The sequence below is a fragment of the Pseudoalteromonas sp. H105 genome (assembly GCF_001469215.1).
Taxonomy (GTDB): domain Bacteria; phylum Pseudomonadota; class Gammaproteobacteria; order Enterobacterales; family Alteromonadaceae; genus Pseudoalteromonas.
In genome coordinates this window covers 569,060-585,769 of the sequence record NZ_LOFH01000002.1, presented here as the reverse complement: position 1 = coordinate 585,769, position 16,710 = coordinate 569,060, and the positions used below count along the sequence as shown (strand labels likewise).

The 16,710-nt window shown below is 40.3% G+C and carries 14 protein-coding genes; 5 read left to right on the top strand and 9 right to left on the bottom strand.

Going from position 1 to position 16,710, the window contains the following annotated elements:
- Positions 1–57 precede the first annotated feature (57 nt).
- The 3 genes from ATS75_RS06015 to ATS75_RS06005 all read left to right on the top strand — a co-directional run bounded on the left by ATS75_RS06015 (position 58) and on the right by ATS75_RS06005 (position 5,219).
- Entirely contained in the window at positions 58–1,071 is a 1,014-nt protein-coding gene (locus ATS75_RS06015) for a nuclease-related domain-containing protein (protein ID WP_058559520.1), read from the top strand.
- Positions 1,072–1,383: 312 nt separating this feature from the next.
- Positions 1,384–4,536: a DUF3427 domain-containing protein gene (locus ATS75_RS06010; RefSeq protein WP_058559519.1), complete on the top strand. Its 3,153-nt coding sequence runs from the start codon at positions 1,384–1,386 to the stop codon at positions 4,534–4,536.
- Between the two features lie 32 nt (positions 4,537–4,568).
- A complete protein-coding gene (locus tag ATS75_RS06005; protein ID WP_058559518.1) occupies positions 4,569–5,219 on the top strand; it encodes a hypothetical protein in 651 nt (216 codons plus the stop codon).
- 188 nt (positions 5,220–5,407) lie between these two features.
- On the opposite strand, the gene ATS75_RS06000 is transcribed toward ATS75_RS06005, so the two are convergent.
- The 6 genes from ATS75_RS06000 to ATS75_RS05975 form a co-directional block, all read right to left on the bottom strand.
- Entirely contained in the window at positions 5,408–6,166 is a 759-nt protein-coding gene (locus tag ATS75_RS06000) for a DUF3732 domain-containing protein (RefSeq protein ID WP_058559517.1), read from the bottom strand.
- Positions 6,167–6,171: 5 nt separating this feature from the next.
- On the bottom strand, positions 6,172–7,359 hold the full coding sequence (locus tag ATS75_RS05995; RefSeq protein ID WP_058559516.1) for an AAA family ATPase: 1,188 nt from the start codon (positions 7,357–7,359) through the stop codon (positions 6,172–6,174).
- Positions 7,356–7,832 carry a three component ABC system middle component gene (locus tag ATS75_RS05990; protein WP_058559515.1) on the bottom strand — a complete coding sequence of 159 codons (477 nt, stop codon included), beginning with the start codon at positions 7,830–7,832 and terminating at the stop codon, positions 7,356–7,358. Before ATS75_RS05990 ends, ATS75_RS05995 begins: the two co-directional genes overlap by 4 nt.
- On the bottom strand, positions 7,829–8,941 hold the full coding sequence (locus tag ATS75_RS05985; RefSeq protein WP_058559514.1) for a hypothetical protein: 1,113 nt from the start codon (positions 8,939–8,941) through the stop codon (positions 7,829–7,831). The genes ATS75_RS05990 and ATS75_RS05985 overlap by 4 nt, the downstream gene beginning before the upstream one ends.
- A gap of 1,079 nt (positions 8,942–10,020) precedes the next feature.
- Positions 10,021–11,130, bottom strand: coding sequence for an HNH endonuclease (locus tag ATS75_RS05980; RefSeq protein ID WP_058559513.1), 1,110 nt, complete (start codon positions 11,128–11,130; stop codon positions 10,021–10,023).
- Complete coding sequence (locus ATS75_RS05975) at positions 11,127–11,726, bottom strand: class I SAM-dependent methyltransferase (protein ID WP_058559512.1); 600 nt, start codon at positions 11,724–11,726, stop codon at positions 11,127–11,129. The genes ATS75_RS05980 and ATS75_RS05975 overlap by 4 nt, the downstream gene beginning before the upstream one ends.
- 254 nt (positions 11,727–11,980) lie before the next feature.
- Here ATS75_RS05975 and ATS75_RS20600 point away from each other — a divergent pair, with 254 nt between their 5' ends.
- Complete coding sequence (locus ATS75_RS20600) at positions 11,981–12,184, top strand: hypothetical protein (protein WP_414858278.1); 204 nt, start codon at positions 11,981–11,983, stop codon at positions 12,182–12,184.
- Between the two features lie 486 nt (positions 12,185–12,670).
- Here ATS75_RS20600 and ATS75_RS05970 read toward each other — a convergent pair whose 3' ends face one another.
- The gene (locus ATS75_RS05970; protein ID WP_058559511.1) at positions 12,671–13,162 is read right to left on the bottom strand and encodes a DUF417 family protein; all 492 of its coding nucleotides are present in this window, start codon (positions 13,160–13,162) and stop codon (positions 12,671–12,673) included.
- 195 nt (positions 13,163–13,357) lie between these two features.
- The gene (locus ATS75_RS05965; RefSeq protein ID WP_058559510.1) at positions 13,358–13,915 is read right to left on the bottom strand and encodes a TetR/AcrR family transcriptional regulator; all 558 of its coding nucleotides are present in this window, start codon (positions 13,913–13,915) and stop codon (positions 13,358–13,360) included.
- 492 nt (positions 13,916–14,407) lie between these two features.
- On the opposite strand from ATS75_RS05965, the gene ATS75_RS05960 reads away from it, so the two are divergent.
- Positions 14,408–15,913 carry a T6SS phospholipase effector Tle1-like catalytic domain-containing protein gene (locus ATS75_RS05960; protein WP_058559509.1) on the top strand — a complete coding sequence of 502 codons (1,506 nt, stop codon included), beginning with the start codon at positions 14,408–14,410 and terminating at the stop codon, positions 15,911–15,913.
- Here ATS75_RS05960 and ATS75_RS05955 read toward each other — a convergent pair.
- A complete protein-coding gene (locus ATS75_RS05955; RefSeq protein ID WP_058559508.1) occupies positions 15,910–16,674 on the bottom strand; it encodes a substrate-binding periplasmic protein in 765 nt (254 codons plus the stop codon). The two genes, ATS75_RS05960 and ATS75_RS05955, sit on opposite strands and share 4 nt — an antisense overlap.
- Positions 16,675–16,710: the final 36 nt, after the last annotated feature.

Below are 16,710 nucleotides of genomic sequence, written 5' to 3'. Positions count from 1 at the left end.
TTTTTATTAGGTACTTCAGTGATATGCTTTGAACATACATGATTGAAAGGATGTCTCATGATTTTTAAAGATAAAACACTCATCAAAACCAACTCAGCAAAACTGAAAGCAGGCCAAAAACAAGAGCTAGACGTGGCCTTTTACTTACGCCGCGCATTTAAAGACCACTCTCAAGTATTTGTGTTTAATGATATGAAGTTTGAACACAACGGCGAAACTGCTCAGATAGACCACCTTATTGTTTACATCTACGGGTTTATTCTTATTGAATCAAAAAGTATTACCGGTGAAGTTGCTATAAACCAACATCAAGAATGGAGCCGCAGTTACCGAGGGCAATGGCAAGGTATGCCATCACCAATCAAACAAGTTGAGCTACAATTAGCATTACTAAAAAGTTTAGTAAGAGACAATGCTTCACAACTGCTCCCTAAGATGTTTGGTAAATTACAACAAAACTTTGGTGGTCGTGAATGGCATAGTATTTGTGCTATATCGAGCAATGCCATAATTAATCGAGAGAACACACCAAAAACGCTTGAAGAGCGACTCGTTAAGTCTGAGTTTATAGCTGATAAGCTTTTAGACATAATGAAGCTACCGACATCAAGACCAAATGCCCTGCACTTTATTTCAACCAATACTCGCCCATGGTTTAGTGAAGAAAGCCTAGCTAGGATCTGTCAGTTTCTATTAGAGCAAAATATTACTCCTGCCACACAGTTAAAACCCGACTTAGTCACCTCAAGCCTTAACGAGGAAAGTCCTGTTTACCTAAATAAAACCGCTACTATCGCGCCAACGTCTATTGCTTCAGTGGCTAAAGATCAAGCATGTGCAATCAATGAAGTAAATTTACTATGTAAGCATTGCAGCAGTAAAACAACGCTTAAAGCGCGTTCAGGTCGTTATGGCTATTTTGTCACCTGTGAAGAGTGTAAAACCAATACGCCAATGAAAATGCCTTGCCCACGATGTACTAGCACTAATACCAAAGTGAGCAAACGCAAAGAGTCTTATTCATTAATATGTGGTGATTGTGAAAATACGGCGCTTTTCAAATTTGATTGATAATGTCGCGTTGGCGACGGCAACCAAAGAGAAGTAACCGCCGACTTCTCTTTGGAATCTCTCGGCGCCCCGAGCATTTTGCTGTTTCCTCAAAACCTTAATTTATATGAGCGTAAACGCCGTGTAAGGCACATCCATGTGTCAGTCACGGCTTTGATTGCCTCCATGCAATCAATTACTCATCAATTGAGTCTTTTCGGGCATAAATGACGGGGGATTCTCTTAGCCGCTGCCTTTAGTTCAATAGTGAGTTAATGCTTGTTTACAATGCATTTTTTAGTAAACTAACCACTCGAAAACAAGGAGCGGTTAATGGAACAAATTGGTATTTACGAGCAGTTAATTACACAAGTAATTGAGCAAAATTTAAATCGTGACCAGTTTTATGTGGGCGAACGACAGCTAGAATCGGCTGAGGCGGCTACGTGGCTTTCGCGCTTTTTAGGTAAGCTTGTTGAACATGCCATTGATGCAATCCCTAATTCAAGCGAGCGTTTGCAAGAGCAAATTAACCTCGCAAACAGCCTTGTGCTGTGGCTTAAAGATCATATTCGCGATGACGAACTGATCAACGAAAACCTCATCGACAGCCAAGGCCGTATTCTCACCGCATTATTTAATACTCAAAACCCTATTGCGGCAAACCTTAAAGATTACTCCACAGATATATTCCCAATCACAGGGCTTACTCAAAGTGAATTATTTTGTGCCGAAAAAAAAGGGATATCGCTCGAAAGCGAGCTAAAACGCGAGATTAAGTCATCCGACACTATTTATTGGCTTGTCTCATTTATAAAATGGACAGGGCTGCGTATATTTAAAAGTGAGCTTGAGGCATTTACCAAAAGCGGCAATAAGCTCAAAGTTATTACCACCTCGTACATGGGTGCAACGGATGCAAAAGCGGTTGAGTTTTTAGCAAACTTGCCAAACACTGAGGTAAAGCTAAGTTACAATAACCAGCAAGAGCGCTTACACGCAAAGTCCTACTTGTTTATGCGTAATACGGGGTTTCATACCGGTTACATTGGCTCGTCTAACTTATCGCATTCGGCGCTTACCAGCGGCCTTGAGTGGAACTTAAAAATTACTGCGCAAGAAATCCCGCACATAATAGCCAAAACTAAGAGCACGTTTGAAACTTACTGGGAATCAAAAGACTTCGAGCTATTTACTGGCAAGGTTGAATGTAAAGAAAAGCTCATTAATTCACTAAACGAGCAACGCGGTATTGGCCAAGCAAGCAGCCAGTTTTATTTTGATATAACACCTAAAACTCACCAGCTCGCTATTTTAGAAAAACTAAGCGTTGAGCGCAGCGTGCATAATCGCTTTAAAAATTTAGTGGTTGCTGCAACGGGCACGGGTAAAACCATTATATCGGCGTTCGACTTTAAAACCGTTTACGATAAAAACCCAAACGCACACTTTTTGTTTGTAGCCCACCGCGAAGAAATACTTAAACAAGCACAAAGTGCTTACCGCGGCGTACTTAAAAATAACGACTTTGGTGAGCTCTGGGTCGGTAACTACAAGCCACAACGCTACAACCAATTATTTGCGTCAATCCAAACGCTGAATAGCCAAATTGAATCACTCAAATTAACGCATGATTACTACGACTTCATAGTAATAGACGAAGTGCATCACGTAAGCGCAGCGAGTTATCGCGCTATTTTAAACCACTTTACGCCCACTATATTGCTTGGCCTCACCGCTACACCTGAGCGACAAGATGGTGCCAATATACTCGATGATTTTTGTGGCGTAATAGCCGCCGAAATTCGTTTGCCAGAGGCAATAAACCAGCGCCATTTATGCCCGTTTCAATACTTTGGGTTAGATGACGACACCGACCTTAGCCAAATAACATGGCGTGGTGGCCGTTACGATATAAGCGAGCTAAGTAACCTTTATACAGGCGAGAACAGCCGCGCTAACAAAATTATATCCAGCATGGCTGATATAGTGACTGATGTTCACGATGTAAAAGCGCTGGCATTTTGCGTAAGCCAAAAACACGCTGAGTTTATGGCATCGAAATTTAACTTAGCGGGCATAAACGCTGATGTACTGACCAGCAAAAACACCAATGAGCGTGCGGCCAAACAACAAGCACTGCGCCAAGGCGAAATACAAATACTTTGCGTGGTTGATATTTTTAACGAAGGTGTCGATATTCCAGAGGTCGATACCTTACTATTTTTACGCCCAACTGAAAGCTTAACGCTGTTTTTACAGCAGCTCGGCCGTGGCTTACGTTTACCTGATAACAGCCAAAAGCAGTGCTGTACCGTACTCGACTTTGTAGGAAATGCGCGCCCAGAATACGACTTTGCCAGTAAGTTTCGCGCACTTATTGGTAAAAGTAATCAGCCAATAAAAGCCGAGATTGAAAACAACTTCCCGCATTTACCACTGGGATGTCGTATAGAACTACAAAAGCGCACTCAACAAACAATATTAAAAAATATTCAGCAAGCAATAAACACAAAGCGCCGACTACAGCAGCTAATAAATAGGTATTCACAAGATACCAATGACGCGCTAACGCTAAGTAACTTTTTACGTATAAACCCACAAGTCACGCTTGAAGATATATACAAACCAAAAGATAAAAAGCTCGGTGGCTGGCACTGGTTAAAAGGCGATGACATACCCGCAGAGCAAGCCGACATTTATGCCGCCTATTACCGCGCAATCAACACCCAATTACTCGGCTGCGACTCGCTCAGCTACTTATGCTTTTTACGTGATTTATGTAACAACGACTTTAGCTTTACGGCAACAGCGAAAAACCAACAGTACGCGCTTATGGCGCATTACAACTTTTGGGATAGCACAGGCACAAGTTTAGGTTTTAAAACCCTTGAGCAAAGCTTGCAAGCTCTTAAACACAAAGAGCTACAACAGGAACTTACACAAGTGATTACGCTATTAATAAACCGCATTCACCAGCAAGAAAGCGATTTAGTCTGCTTACCTAATCACGCAATAAAATTACACAGCCGCTACACGCGCCAGCAAATACTCGCCGCGTTTGGCGCACACTCGTTTGATAAAAAATCGACCGCCCGGGAAGGTGTTTTAGAATTTAAAAACCAAAACCTAGAGCTGTTATTTGTAACACTCAATAAGTGCGAAAAAAACTACTCGCCCACCACGCTTTATCACGACTACGCAATCAGCCCTACCCTGTTCCATTGGCAAACGCAAAACAGCGCCCGCCCAGAACATGGCCGCGGCCTAAGCTACATTCAGCACCAACAAACAGGAAAAACCATCCTGTTGTTTGTGCGCGAACAAGGCAAAGACGAAAACGGCCGAACCATGGGGTTTGTAAACTACGGCGAGGTTAAATACCAAAGCCACAACGGCAGCCAACCAATGAATATAACGTGGGGGTTAACCAACCCCATGCCAAGTGAAATGTGGCATGAGGCAGGAAAATTAGCGGTTGGGTGATAATTTTTTTGATGTGTTAAAGGGAATTTAATATGAGAACTAACCCATGGCTAGAAAAGTCAAAACTAAACCTTATTCCATTAAGCATAGCTGATGAGTTTGTAGAAGCTTTAAAAGAATGGGCTTTTACAGGTGAAGTTCAAGACTATGGAGATGCATCCGAAGATTGTGAACTCTGTGAACACCCAGAATTACGCTATCATTTTGAGATAGTAAATGAAATTAAAAAAAATTATCTATGGGTTGGCTCTAGTTGCATATTACGTTTTCAAGAAATTGGTGTATATGATGAGGATGGTAATCGTCTTATCGATAAGTCATCACGTAGTAAAGAACTAAATCGTATGCTTAAAAAAGCATTAGAAAATAAAATGCTAGAACCATTACGCAAGCTTTGGAAAGCAAAAGAAAAGAATAGCGATGGACGGCTGTTCATCGAACGAGCCGTTAGAAATTACAAGCTGCAATCAGCTTTTACACCAATTGAGTTACTCAACTTATTTAAGTTCTTAGATTTATCAAACATAAGTTATGACCCTAAAAATTACAAAATAAGCCTACGTTCTGACGATAATAAATATTCTATTTACTCAATGTCAAATGACGACTTACAGTTAATTAGACCATGTTTCACAAATGAGCAAATGAAAAAACACACTGACTTAGTAAGTAAAAAAGTTTGATAACTATATGATGTGAAAAATTATCAATACATTATTAACTTCATATACTAATTACATTATCTGTATAGTAAGGACCCACACCATATTCGTCATTATTTAGCTCATCTAAAACCATTGGAATATAAAATATTTCAACGACTTTAATTTACAGATCATACACTCCAATATCTATTGTTTAGAATGAAGTGTTAGATTAATTTTTTACCTTTAGAAGCCCAGCGCTCACGAATGAATTTATCCAGTTCAGGCTCATCAGCATGCTCAAGAACTATTACTTGCGGTTTAAAATTGATATTTTCATCCTCAGTTAACTCACTCAAGAATTCATTAATCACAGTAAAAATATTAATGACTTGAATAATATTTTCATCAACTTTATCTGTATCATTATCAGTAAGTAGCTCTTCTTTATTTGAAGACGAAAAGACTCTTCGTACTTTTGGAAAATAGACTTGACTAGGTTGATCCAAAAAGAGAACCGCCGGAATTGAGGCATTTTCTCGAACAGTGAGTTTAAGTAACGCTAAAAACAAACATAAATGACAAGCTAGCCAATTGGCCCCACTGCCCATCTCTGATAAATGTATTTTCTTGCTTTTATGAAGGTAGTAAAAGTTGAACGTTGCAAGATCAAACTTCATCTCACCTTGCTTTAACTCCTCTTCGAAGTCGAGTTTTTCTTTTAACGTATTCATTGTCTTATTAATAAATACATTTGCTTCTTCAATTTTACTTTTTAAATCATAGCCAGCTATCAAATCTTCAACTTCAGATAGCCTAGCTGTGATGTCGTCTGTTGGTTTGTTCTCCTTCTTTGGAGTTTCTTCTTCTAAAATCTGTTCTAAGCTTGCTTCAATTCGTCCTTTTAAAGTATATAATCTTGCCTTCAATGAGTCATCATTACTTATACCAATTGACTTTTTAATATCATTAATCTGTTTAGTCAACAGTCTTATTTCTTTTTAAATTCATCACGTTGTTTCATCAAGTCTGATAAAAGCTCTGAATTATCTTGTTTGAATACCCCTACTTTTGAAAGTTCATCTATTAATGTGTTTCTAGATAATTGAACTTCCTTAACTATCGCGTTTATCTCTAAGGAATCGGTATTACACAAAGGACAAGAAATTACCTCTGCAGGTTGGTTTTCAATATTTGAGAGTTCGAGAAGTTGCTGCATAGAATTACTATATTCTTGTGCATCTCCTGAATTTTCACCAACCTTGGTAATTAATTTATTAGTATCATACAATTTTTTTTCTATACTTTTTTGTTCAATTTTAAGTTTGGCTAGTTGCCTTCCTAAATCACTATTTTCATGGGCATTTTCTGGGACTTTGGGTAAGTTATTCGCTATCTTTGTTAACTTTGATAACTTAATATCAGTTTCTTCAAGTTGCATACCTAAAGAATTAAAATAAAGCTTAATTGGCTTTTCTAATTTCTGAACTTTATTCTCTCTATCGATTTTTAAGCTGACGCTCTGTTTTTTATTTTTTTTAAGGTCTTTTAAAAGTCGCTCTTGCTCTCTTTTTAATGCGAAATATTCACCGTCAGCCCAACCTAAATGTATTGGAAAATCTGATACAGCCTTAGCTCGTTTATAGTAATCGTCAAACCGATAAAATATACTGTGTTTATTTGCCACTAAATTTTGATGTTGAAACATAACCGATGCCGCATCACGAATGGTGGCTTTTGAACCTGTTTGGCGAGGTTGTTCATCAGTTTCTCTTGTGCTTGTAACTGATAAACCTAAGTGTTGTTCAAAGTTAAGTTGTGCTTGCTTAATATCTTTGAGTGTAAGCGAGTTGAGGTAACCCAAATTAAATTTATTTTCTATATCGAAATTAGTTTCGACTGAAAAGTAACATTTGTTTAAATCTTTAATTGGACGAGCAATGATTAGCTGTTTGTCCCCTACTTTATAAACAACAGAAAAGATATTTGTCCAGTCAGTTACTTTTCCTACAGGGATAGTGGATCTCTTTGAGAACAAACAAAAATCAACAATCTCTATTAAAGCACTTTTACCTGTTTTTGAGTCACCTGTTATGATATTGAGCCCATTATCAAAGGTGAGATGCCTTTTTTCACCTGATTTAGAGAATAGAACAATGTCACTTATTATTGCTTTCATATGTACTTAACCTTTGTCTTCAAAAACACGTTCAAGTGCGTTTCTTTTGATAATAACAACCCTAGATAGTAAGCTGCCCTATAGAATTCTTTTAGTATTTTATCTTCAGATTTAAAGTCTACTAACTCATCCGTCTTTAGGTAAGATCCTATATTTATATTTGTATAAGAGGAGAGAAAAATTAATCCACCATTAGTGAAATCTCGCATATTTTCAACGAACTCATCCAAGTAATGTATTTCAAATTTATTTGATTCAGTCAGAATTAAATTATCAAAAGTACTTGCTTTACTAGCTTTGTCTAGGGACTTCCTCAACGTATCATTCATAATGACTGGCAACAAAAGGTACATTAACTCGTATTTTATCCCATTGTTATTGACCGCTTGAGAACCTGAAATAAATCGGTGCAGTAAACGAGCAACAAATTCAGGGGAATAAAGTAAGTTTGTTAGTTTACTGGTATTTATCATTCAATATCCTCCTTCGTATATCTCCATGTGAAAAGTTCCATTTCGATACTATGACTTGCTTTTCCTGTCATAAAATAATGTTCAGTATCAGCCACATGCTCTATATTAATTACACTACTCTTCTGAAATGAATTATAAGCATTAAGTGAAGATAGATGCGCCGATTCAGTGCCAAGGTCGCTCTCCCTTAAACTCCCAACTTCTGCATCTTTATGTTGATAACACTGTCTTTTTACGTCTTCTTCAAACTTTGTCATAGCAGCTTTCATCAGAACCGGTCTTTTCTGTAATAACTCAAGCTCACTGGATATTGCTCTTAGATAGTCTGAAGCAGCTTCTGACCTTGCTCGACTCTTCACACCGATATTTTTTAGCTCAGATAAAAAACTAAATGAATCGGCCGTACCTTTACTAATACTTTCTGTGTTCGTGTTTGGAAATGGTATTTTATTTGTCTTGAATTTTTGACAATATATTCGAAAATCATCATCAAAGTCATTTATATTTATATGCCAACAATATGGGTCCCCAACAGCTTTTAAGTTGATATATCCATGTAGCCATTTAACAGCATCCTCTCGATAGTCTGGATGAATAGACTGAAGGTAGCGATGGCTAGACAGCTCGCTCCAAAAGTCTTCAACTTTTGTTTGAGAGCTATTGATTACAAATACCTTAAGTATGGGAAGTAAATCCCCCCTTTTTACTTTCATGATTTCTGAGTAAAAAGTTAAGGTGGTATCTGATGGCTTATGATTTTTCAGTAACGTATACTTTTTGGTTGGAGTTAATGAATTCCAATTATAAAAAATACTATCTCCTGGAATCTTTTGTGTTGTATGAAAAATAAACTCACCCATGTCACTAGTATCTTCAATAACTATGTTTTTTAGGGTTTTCCAAAAATCAACTGAGTTACTCGTAAGGTTACCGCCTAACAAATGATGCTTTACTTCTATCGACTTGGTTCCATCATAAATATCGCCAAAACATTCGAGCCATATAGTTTGATTTTTTTTTGCAATAAAGCATTGTTCTAAAGCAATAAGTACTTGGTAAACGAATCCTAAATACTTAGGTGTTGCTTGATTCGAAAAAGGCGTTGTCATAACTTTAATCCATACAATAAATTCATGAAAATTATCTATTTAATATTAGCTTTTGATTTACATTTAATTTTTTATTATTACTAATTACTTGTTATCAAAATATAAGCACAAGTATTTTTATCTCAGCCAGCTCTGCGCTTGCAAGCCAAAAGCCGGATATAAACTCAGCCTACATTCATAAGCACCAAGCTCTCAACACACTCCAATTCCCCGTGATCACTCCCGAAAGTTATAAATTGATGAGTAATCACTTGCATGGATGCAAGTTAAGCCGTGACTTCGCCATGGACGGCGAATACACGGCGCTTACGTTCAAATCAATTTTTAACTTGAGGATCAAGTGTGATCCTCGGGTGCGCCGAGAGAGTCCAGAGAGAGTCCAGAGAGAGGTCGGCGGCAGCCTCTCTTTGGTTGCCATCGCCAACGCGATAAAACCTCGAATAGAGGTTTTAATCCCTTCACAACCCTAATTAAAACCAAGAAATCACGGCTAAAGCCAGTTCCTACAAAGCAAAGCGCGAGGTAAACTCCCGCCTACATTCATAAACACCAATCCATCAACACACTCCAATTCCCCGTGATCACACCCGAAAGTTATTAATTGATGAGTAATCACTTGCTGGGAGGCAAGTTAAGCCGTGACTGGCACATGGATGTGCCTTACACGGCGCTTACGTTCACATCAATTTTTAATTTGAGGTAACAGTGTGATCCTCGGGGCGCCGTGGGATTCCAAAGGGCGGTCGGCGCTTTAATATATTAGAGAGCGCCCCTTGGTTGCCATCGCCAACGCGATAAAACCTCGAATAGAGGTTATTTAATCCCTTTCCCAAAATCATGTAAAAATCACGGCTAAGGTTTGTTCTTACAACAAGATATAACCATGTAATTAAATACATCGACGCGCTAAAGCACGACCTACAATTCAAAAGCTGCGCTTTTCGCGTGAGCAAGCTCTGCGCCTACAAACCAAAATACGCGAGATAAACTCGCACCTACGGCACGATTTCAATTTAAAAGCTTCGCTTTTCGCGCGAGCAAGCTCTGCGCCTACGAGTTAAAGCGATTTAAAATCGCGCCTACGCGTCGTATTTCGGCTTACCTTCCGCCACTAAACCAAGCTCAGCACTTGGTTGCTCTTTGCTATGCAGATATAAACCCACACCAGCGGCGTGTTCAAAGCTGTCTTTCGCTAACCACAACTTAGCGCTGTTTGCCTGCGCTACCTGATACGCCCAATCACTCACCGAGCGTGACTTATCAGCATCGCAATTAAAGTAATTGCTGAGTTCACGGGTTATATGCTGGCTATTCAAAACCAAGTTTTGCTCTTGCCAGCGCTCGCGGTGCAACTGCGCGGCTAAAAAGTCCCGTTTGCTGTTATTACACGTACTGTGCGCGGCCACAAAGTTGTGGCCTAAGTCATTCGCGTAGCGGGCAAAGGGAATAAAGTGGTCAACCTCGGTTTTGTTATTCAACGGCTTTTGGCAGTAAAAACAATTACCGTGTTGCAGCTCAATTAACACAGGTTTGGCTTTACTCAATGCGTTACGGTCAAAGCCGAATAAAAAGTCATGCAACTGGCTTTGTGGGCCAATTAACGTTTGGTTATGTTTAATACTCTGAATTTTTTGCAGCCACGCATTTTTAGCCAAATAGACCACCAAATCATAAAAGCGCCGAAAACAGCTCGCGATGCCCGCATTGAGGGTAATGAATTTGGTGCTATTGGTATGCGGGTATAAAAAACACTCCGCTTGCTTTGCAAGTATTTGTAACCGCCACAACGGGCCTGTTTTAAGTGTGGCTAATGCCGCGTTGAATGTGGGCTTATAAAATGCGCTTTGTTTTAATGCGCGTAAATTACGAATATTGTTTTGTTGGCACTCATACAGCACCGAAATCACTTTAGATTGTGCGCCGCTGTTTTGCTTTAATAACGCACTTTCGCCTGTTTGCTCTGAGGCAAATGGCACCGCATGATGCCAATATAAAACAATGAGTTTGTCGGCCAAGGTGGCTAAATCTATTTTCAGCTCTGCTTGGTCTGATACCAGCGGTTGTTCAACACATACATCAGCCAACGCGTGCAGCAACGCAAATTTATACGTTGCGCTAAAATCACCTTCCACCAGCATGCGCTGAATATAGGCGATAAAGTCGAGTTGCTGCTGCATTGCACCAATCATAAAACAGGCACAGCTTTAATTAACGCATTAAGCCACACTTCGCTTTCGCGCTCTGGTCGTTGGTCTATCGTTTGCCATTGTTTTATTATTTTAAGCTCGGTGTGCTGAGTAATTAGCGCGGTTAAGCCGTCTTCATTTAAATCGGTAAATTCACGGCCATTATGCACGCGTTCTTGCGTGCCATATTTAAACGACACATACAAAACACCGTTTGGTTTTAGGGCATTTTGCAGTTTTAAAAACACCTGCGGTAGCTCTACTTTTGGCACATGCAATAAGCTGGCGCAGCACCAAATGCCGTCAAAAGCGTTCATGTCATCAATCTCTTTAAAGGTTTTATGAATGACAGGCTGACCAAGGTGTTTACTTGCAAATTCAACAAGCGCTTGGCTTGCATCTATCGCGGTGACAGTAAAACCAGATTGAATGAAGTGTTGGGCGTCGCGGCCAGTGCCACAGCCGGCATCTAAAATAGCTGCGTGTGCAGGGAGTAAAGGGAGGAATTCATCATACAATGGCGACATATCAACATTCACAGAGGATGCGATAAACGCTGCACTGTGTTGATTGTAATAGTCGATACTGCTATTAGACATTGCTCTACCGCTCCGTGGCAAAATTCAATACAAAAGAATGGGTTACTTAATAATTACCCTATAAAAAGGAATCTATCACATATTCCCATAAAGAATACAGGGTTTTACGACCAATAGACTAATTGCTTTAATTTATTGGCTTTTATAACACGTTGAACGCCTTATACTTCCTCGATTCACTTAGTGTGGGCTTTGGTACATCAGCGCCAGAACTTGTGGTGTCAATTCATGCCGCATAGAACAAGCAAGAAGATATCACTGTAGGTAATGTGGTAGGCAGTAATAGTGGTAATATTCTGCTTATTTTAGGGCTCTGTGCTGTTATTACCCCGCTGACTATTTCAGCATTGGCGCTCAAGTGTGATGCGTCTGTTATGTTGGCCTGGTCGGTTATGTTTTGTGTGATGGCCTACTGCTTATTACCTTGTTATTTACCTTATTTACACCTACTACTCTGAAAAAACAGCATAACGCGCAGGCTATTATGCATAAAAACGAAGCCAATGAAGGCGCTAGGTTCTCGGGAAGTGACGAAAAGGTTTTAATGTAGGTCGTGCTTTAGCACGTTAAATTTCAACATTAGGCATAGTCGCCATAAATGACGACCTACAGATGTGATCAAGTAAACCGCGTCAGCAAGCTTAACGCCTACGGTGTATAAAAGGTGCTAGGTTCTTGGGAAGTGACGAAAAGGTTTTAATGTAAGTCGTGCTTTAGCACGTCAATTTTCAACATTAGGCATTGTCGCCATAAATGACGACCTACAAATGTGATTAAGTAAACCGCGTCAGCAAGCTTAACGCCTACGGTGTATAAAAGGTGCTAGGATGATTATCGTAGCCCGCCGCTTTGTCTTCTTATTTACCTTCACATTGTTAGTTTAATTTTACGCGACACTAAAAAAGGCCCCATGGGCCTTTAGGTAACATCACTTACCATGAACGTTAAGCTGATTTAGCAACCAGTTCATTTAAGCTGTTGCCTGCCACAAAGAGTGACGCTGCAAATAAGCCTATGTCTTTTAGTAAAAACTCGCCCACAAAACTCAATACTGGGAAGCCCGCATCGCTTGTGATACCCGGTAAAAATACCATCATACTGATTGTGACTGTAAATAATGCCATCGACAGCACGCCGCCAATTATCGACAACGCAGGATTCACAAAGCGGCCAATAAATAATAAACCGATGATGATCTCAAGGCTGCCTAAAAAGTTAACCATGCCCTGCTTTGAAAAAATAGCGTACATCCACGATACCAGTGGGTTATTAGCAATCATGCCGTACATGCCTTCGGCTTGGCCTGCACTAAACTTGATACCGCCAAACCAAATATAAATAACCCCAAGGGTAATATAGATTAACGGGAGGCCTGCTTTTTCAAGCTTGTTAGCGAGGGTGGTTAGTGTGTTTAGTTGTGTTGGTGTTAGGGTCATAGGGTGCTCCAATGTACTGTTTGATTTAACAAACCTACTAGTAGGTAGGTTTGTTGGTTAAAATTTTTAGTTACGTTATGTCAGCCTGTTAGTGCTTTTTAGCTGGCACTAACCGGTTGCCTAGTAAAAACACACCTACGTTTAAGCCCTGTGGTTCACTTTTACGCAGAGCGTGTATTTATATTGTTTACTTAGTTAAGCCTTTAACATGTCTATGCTTGCATCGCAGGTTTGCTTAAATAACCCGTGGTTCTGGCCTCGGTTAAGCATCAGCGCGCCTTTTACGGCACAACAAATAATAACCGCTTGCTGGTAAGGTGTTGCCTTAAACGCAAACTCACCCGCTTGTGTGCCTTGATCTAAAATACGCGAGAGTATTTGTAGCTCTAAACCTGCCAGTTTATTTACGTGCTTTTGCAGTGGTTCGGTCATGAGCTGCAAATCAGTTTGCATGGCGTAAATACCACACATTTGCTGCTGCTCTGCGCAGCTTTCAAATATAGCAAAGTAGCCTTTTAGTTGGTCTACCGCGTGTTTTTTAGTTTTTAACTGTGAGTCTAGCTGTGCCAGTGCATCACATTTTTGTTGGCAATACGCAATGCCCAAATCAGCTTTCGCAGGAAAGTGATGATGAATACTGGCTTTGGTAATGCCCAATGTTTTTGATAAATCTGCATAACTAAAGCCGTTAAAGCCCTTGAGCTGAATAAGCTCGTTCGCATGATGCAAGATAGTGTTGTATGTTGTGTTCATGCAGTCATATTACCTACCAGTAGGTAGGCTGGCAAGTTATTTTTTAACCTTAGCCAAAAAAAGATCAGCTTGATCGTTTAAGATCCTGTTATTAATCGTTAAATTAATAAGCGTTTAATCACGTGGTACATGCCTTTCGCTACCCTGTCATCAGATTTTTATTACAGCACTTTGCTTATTTTATATAAATACTTTGTGTATTAACTGCGCTTTACCCGGCATTTATGTCCTTTTACCCCTAAACGCTACATTGCAATAGGCGGTGCGTTTGTTTATAAAAGTGCGCCGGAGCCATGTGTATTTGCAGGGGTTATTAACCGGTCGTGATCTGCGCATTGTCATGTCGTTATGCGTATTTTACGCTGGCTTTTTTGCACGTTATGGCGTGCTGCACTGGGGACAAAAAAATAATTCACCGCGGTGCTTAAAAAATGTCTTCAAACCTTAATAAACAGGCTATATTTTGTATCAAACCACTTAAGGACTCATGCTATGACGGGTAAAACGCTGATTTTCAATTTTGATGGCACAGGGAACGAACCCCGCGATGCAGAGCAATTTAGTTCTGAACATTTTAAAGAAGATGCCAGTATTTCTAATATCCTCAAACTGCATTTGCTGCTAGGTGGGGCACTTAATAACGAACCCACCACTAAATTTGATAACCAATTGAGCTTTTACTACCAAGGAATTGGCACACAAGGCAGCCGGTTAAAGCGCTTGTTAAACCAAACACTGGCCCCGCGTGATGATGACGTTGCCAGTATTTTAAACCATGCCATGAGTGACTTTAACGCGTATTATCAACCAGGCGATTGTGTTTTATTAACAGGCTTTAGCCGGGGTGCAGCGCTGGCGCGTCGGTTTGCCAAATGCCTTGAACCGTTAATAACCGAGCACGTTTACCTGTGTGTATTTGACACCGTGGCCTCCATTGGCCTGTCTAAAGTCACCAAAGCAACGCGCGGGGCTGAACACGTTATTTTTGAAAACCATACCCTTGCTAACAATGTAAGCAGTGCCTTGCATTGTGTGTCGCTGGATGAAAAACGCCGTGCATTTGAGCCCACGCTATTTAATCATCACCCTGATGTTCAAGAAGTGTGGTTTGCTGGGGCACACTCCGATGTGGGAGGTGGCTATTATCGCGATGGCCTTGCCGATATTTGCTTACGCTTTGCTATTGAGTGGTTGCTTGATCAGCCGTTGTCTGTGGGCTTTATTACCAGCCATGAAATTGATTATGAATCACTTTTCCCAAGTGTAAAAAATTCCCTGATCGCCCAAGATGACATGACCGTGACGCCAGACCCATTAGCGCTCAGCCACCAGCAAAATTACTTTTGGTTTAATCCATTCTTTAAACTCATTGACCGAGAGTGCTGTGTGTTAGTGGATGACCAAGAAAGCGAGTTACCGCCTATCGTGCATCACAGTGTGGCAAAACGGATTCATCACTTAACCAGCTATCGCCCTGAGTCATTAAAAAGCGTCAATTATCAGCTACTCTACAACGACAATACCACCTTGGATTTTAAGGGACTCAGTGACCACATTGGGCTGAACACGCAAAATATGTCGGTGTTGAGTATTGGCCAAAGCCATGATGTGTGGGTGTTTGCGTCTGAGCAATATAATGCAACGGGCTTAATGCTGGAGCAAGGCGCAACGTACCGCTTTACTCCCTACCCAGAACAACACTGGTTTGATGATGGTGTTAAGTGCACCGCGGCAGGCTGGCACCGCGATAACGTAAAACTAGGGGTGAAAGAAATCCCCATGGCTGTGCTCGAACCGTTTAGGCGTTTGAGGCAATCTCACTGGTTTGCGCTAATTGGCGCCATTAATTTTACTGATAATGCGGCCTTTGAAATTGCCGATGGTGGCGAGTTTAACATGCAGCACTCAGGCGAGTTTACGCCCTTTGCAAATGATCTCATGCGCTTTTATGGTGCCAATGCGGGTAAAATAAAAATACAGGTAACGCGTTTGGGTTAGTCCATGTAATTGGTAATAATGTCGGCTATGGGGGTTTCAAGCTGTTTAATTGCATCATCTATTTTTTGGCTTTGCGCTGAGTTGACTGTTTTTTTGCTAAGCATAAAGTGAATGGGGTTATCGTTCACAATATACGGATGCACTGAAATCTCGCTATAGCCTTTTTTAGCAATAAGGTATAAGCCTGATACCTCGTCATCTATCATGTAATCAACTCGTTTAGCTTGCAGCATGCTCAACCGTTGGTTGATCATTTTTACTGGAACTATTTGATCTTTATATTGAGGTAATTTTCTTAAATTATCAAACTCTTCACCATAGTAGCTGCCACTATTAACAACAAACGTTTTGTCACTTAGCATTAACTGAGCAAGCGTTCTTGAGGGGGAAATGTTGTTAGCGCGGCCAAATATCCGCATCCGCTCATGTCGATAAGGTAACGAAAAGTGGCTGTATTTTGCTCTTTGCTGGTTAAAGCTTGCTGCCGTAAGTAGATCAACAGTGCCTTTTTTAAGCTCAGCTAATCCCCGACTCGCTGATGGAAGTGCGATAAACTCACTGCAAAAGCCGGCCGTTTTAAGGACCAACCGTGTAATTTTCATATCAATCCCTGTATAGGTTTGCTGTGATTTATATGCATAAGGAGGCCAAGCGGGACCCACCCCTACCTTTATGGTTTTATCACACGCAAAACTAGTCGATAAAAAGAATGCTAAAAAAAGACACAGTAATTTAATAATAATGACAACTTTATTGTGCATACATTAGTAGAGTATGGAACATACTGAGCTAAACAC

Coding starts and splice junctions, on each gene's coding strand:
- ATS75_RS05980 (WP_058559513.1), bottom strand. CDS start 11,130: ATGATTGGTGCAATGCAGCAGCAACTCGACTTTATCGCCTATATTCAG.
- ATS75_RS05995 (WP_058559516.1), bottom strand. CDS start 7,359: ATGAAAGCAATAATAAGTGACATTGTTCTATTCTCTAAATCAGGTGAA.
- ATS75_RS05970 (WP_058559511.1), bottom strand. CDS start 13,162: ATGACCCTAACACCAACACAACTAAACACACTAACCACCCTCGCTAAC.
- ATS75_RS05965 (WP_058559510.1), bottom strand. CDS start 13,915: ATGAACACAACATACAACACTATCTTGCATCATGCGAACGAGCTTATT.
- ATS75_RS05955 (WP_058559508.1), bottom strand. CDS start 16,674: ATGCACAATAAAGTTGTCATTATTATTAAATTACTGTGTCTTTTTTTA.
- ATS75_RS06005 (WP_058559518.1), top strand. CDS start 4,569: ATGAGAACTAACCCATGGCTAGAAAAGTCAAAACTAAACCTTATTCCA.
- ATS75_RS05990 (WP_058559515.1), bottom strand. CDS start 7,832: ATGATAAATACCAGTAAACTAACAAACTTACTTTATTCCCCTGAATTT.
- ATS75_RS05985 (WP_058559514.1), bottom strand. CDS start 8,941: ATGACAACGCCTTTTTCGAATCAAGCAACACCTAAGTATTTAGGATTC.
- ATS75_RS05960 (WP_058559509.1), top strand. CDS start 14,408: ATGACGGGTAAAACGCTGATTTTCAATTTTGATGGCACAGGGAACGAA.
- ATS75_RS06010 (WP_058559519.1), top strand. CDS start 1,384: ATGGAACAAATTGGTATTTACGAGCAGTTAATTACACAAGTAATTGAG.
- ATS75_RS05975 (WP_058559512.1), bottom strand. CDS start 11,726: ATGTCTAATAGCAGTATCGACTATTACAATCAACACAGTGCAGCGTTT.
- ATS75_RS06015 (WP_058559520.1), top strand. CDS start 58: ATGATTTTTAAAGATAAAACACTCATCAAAACCAACTCAGCAAAACTG.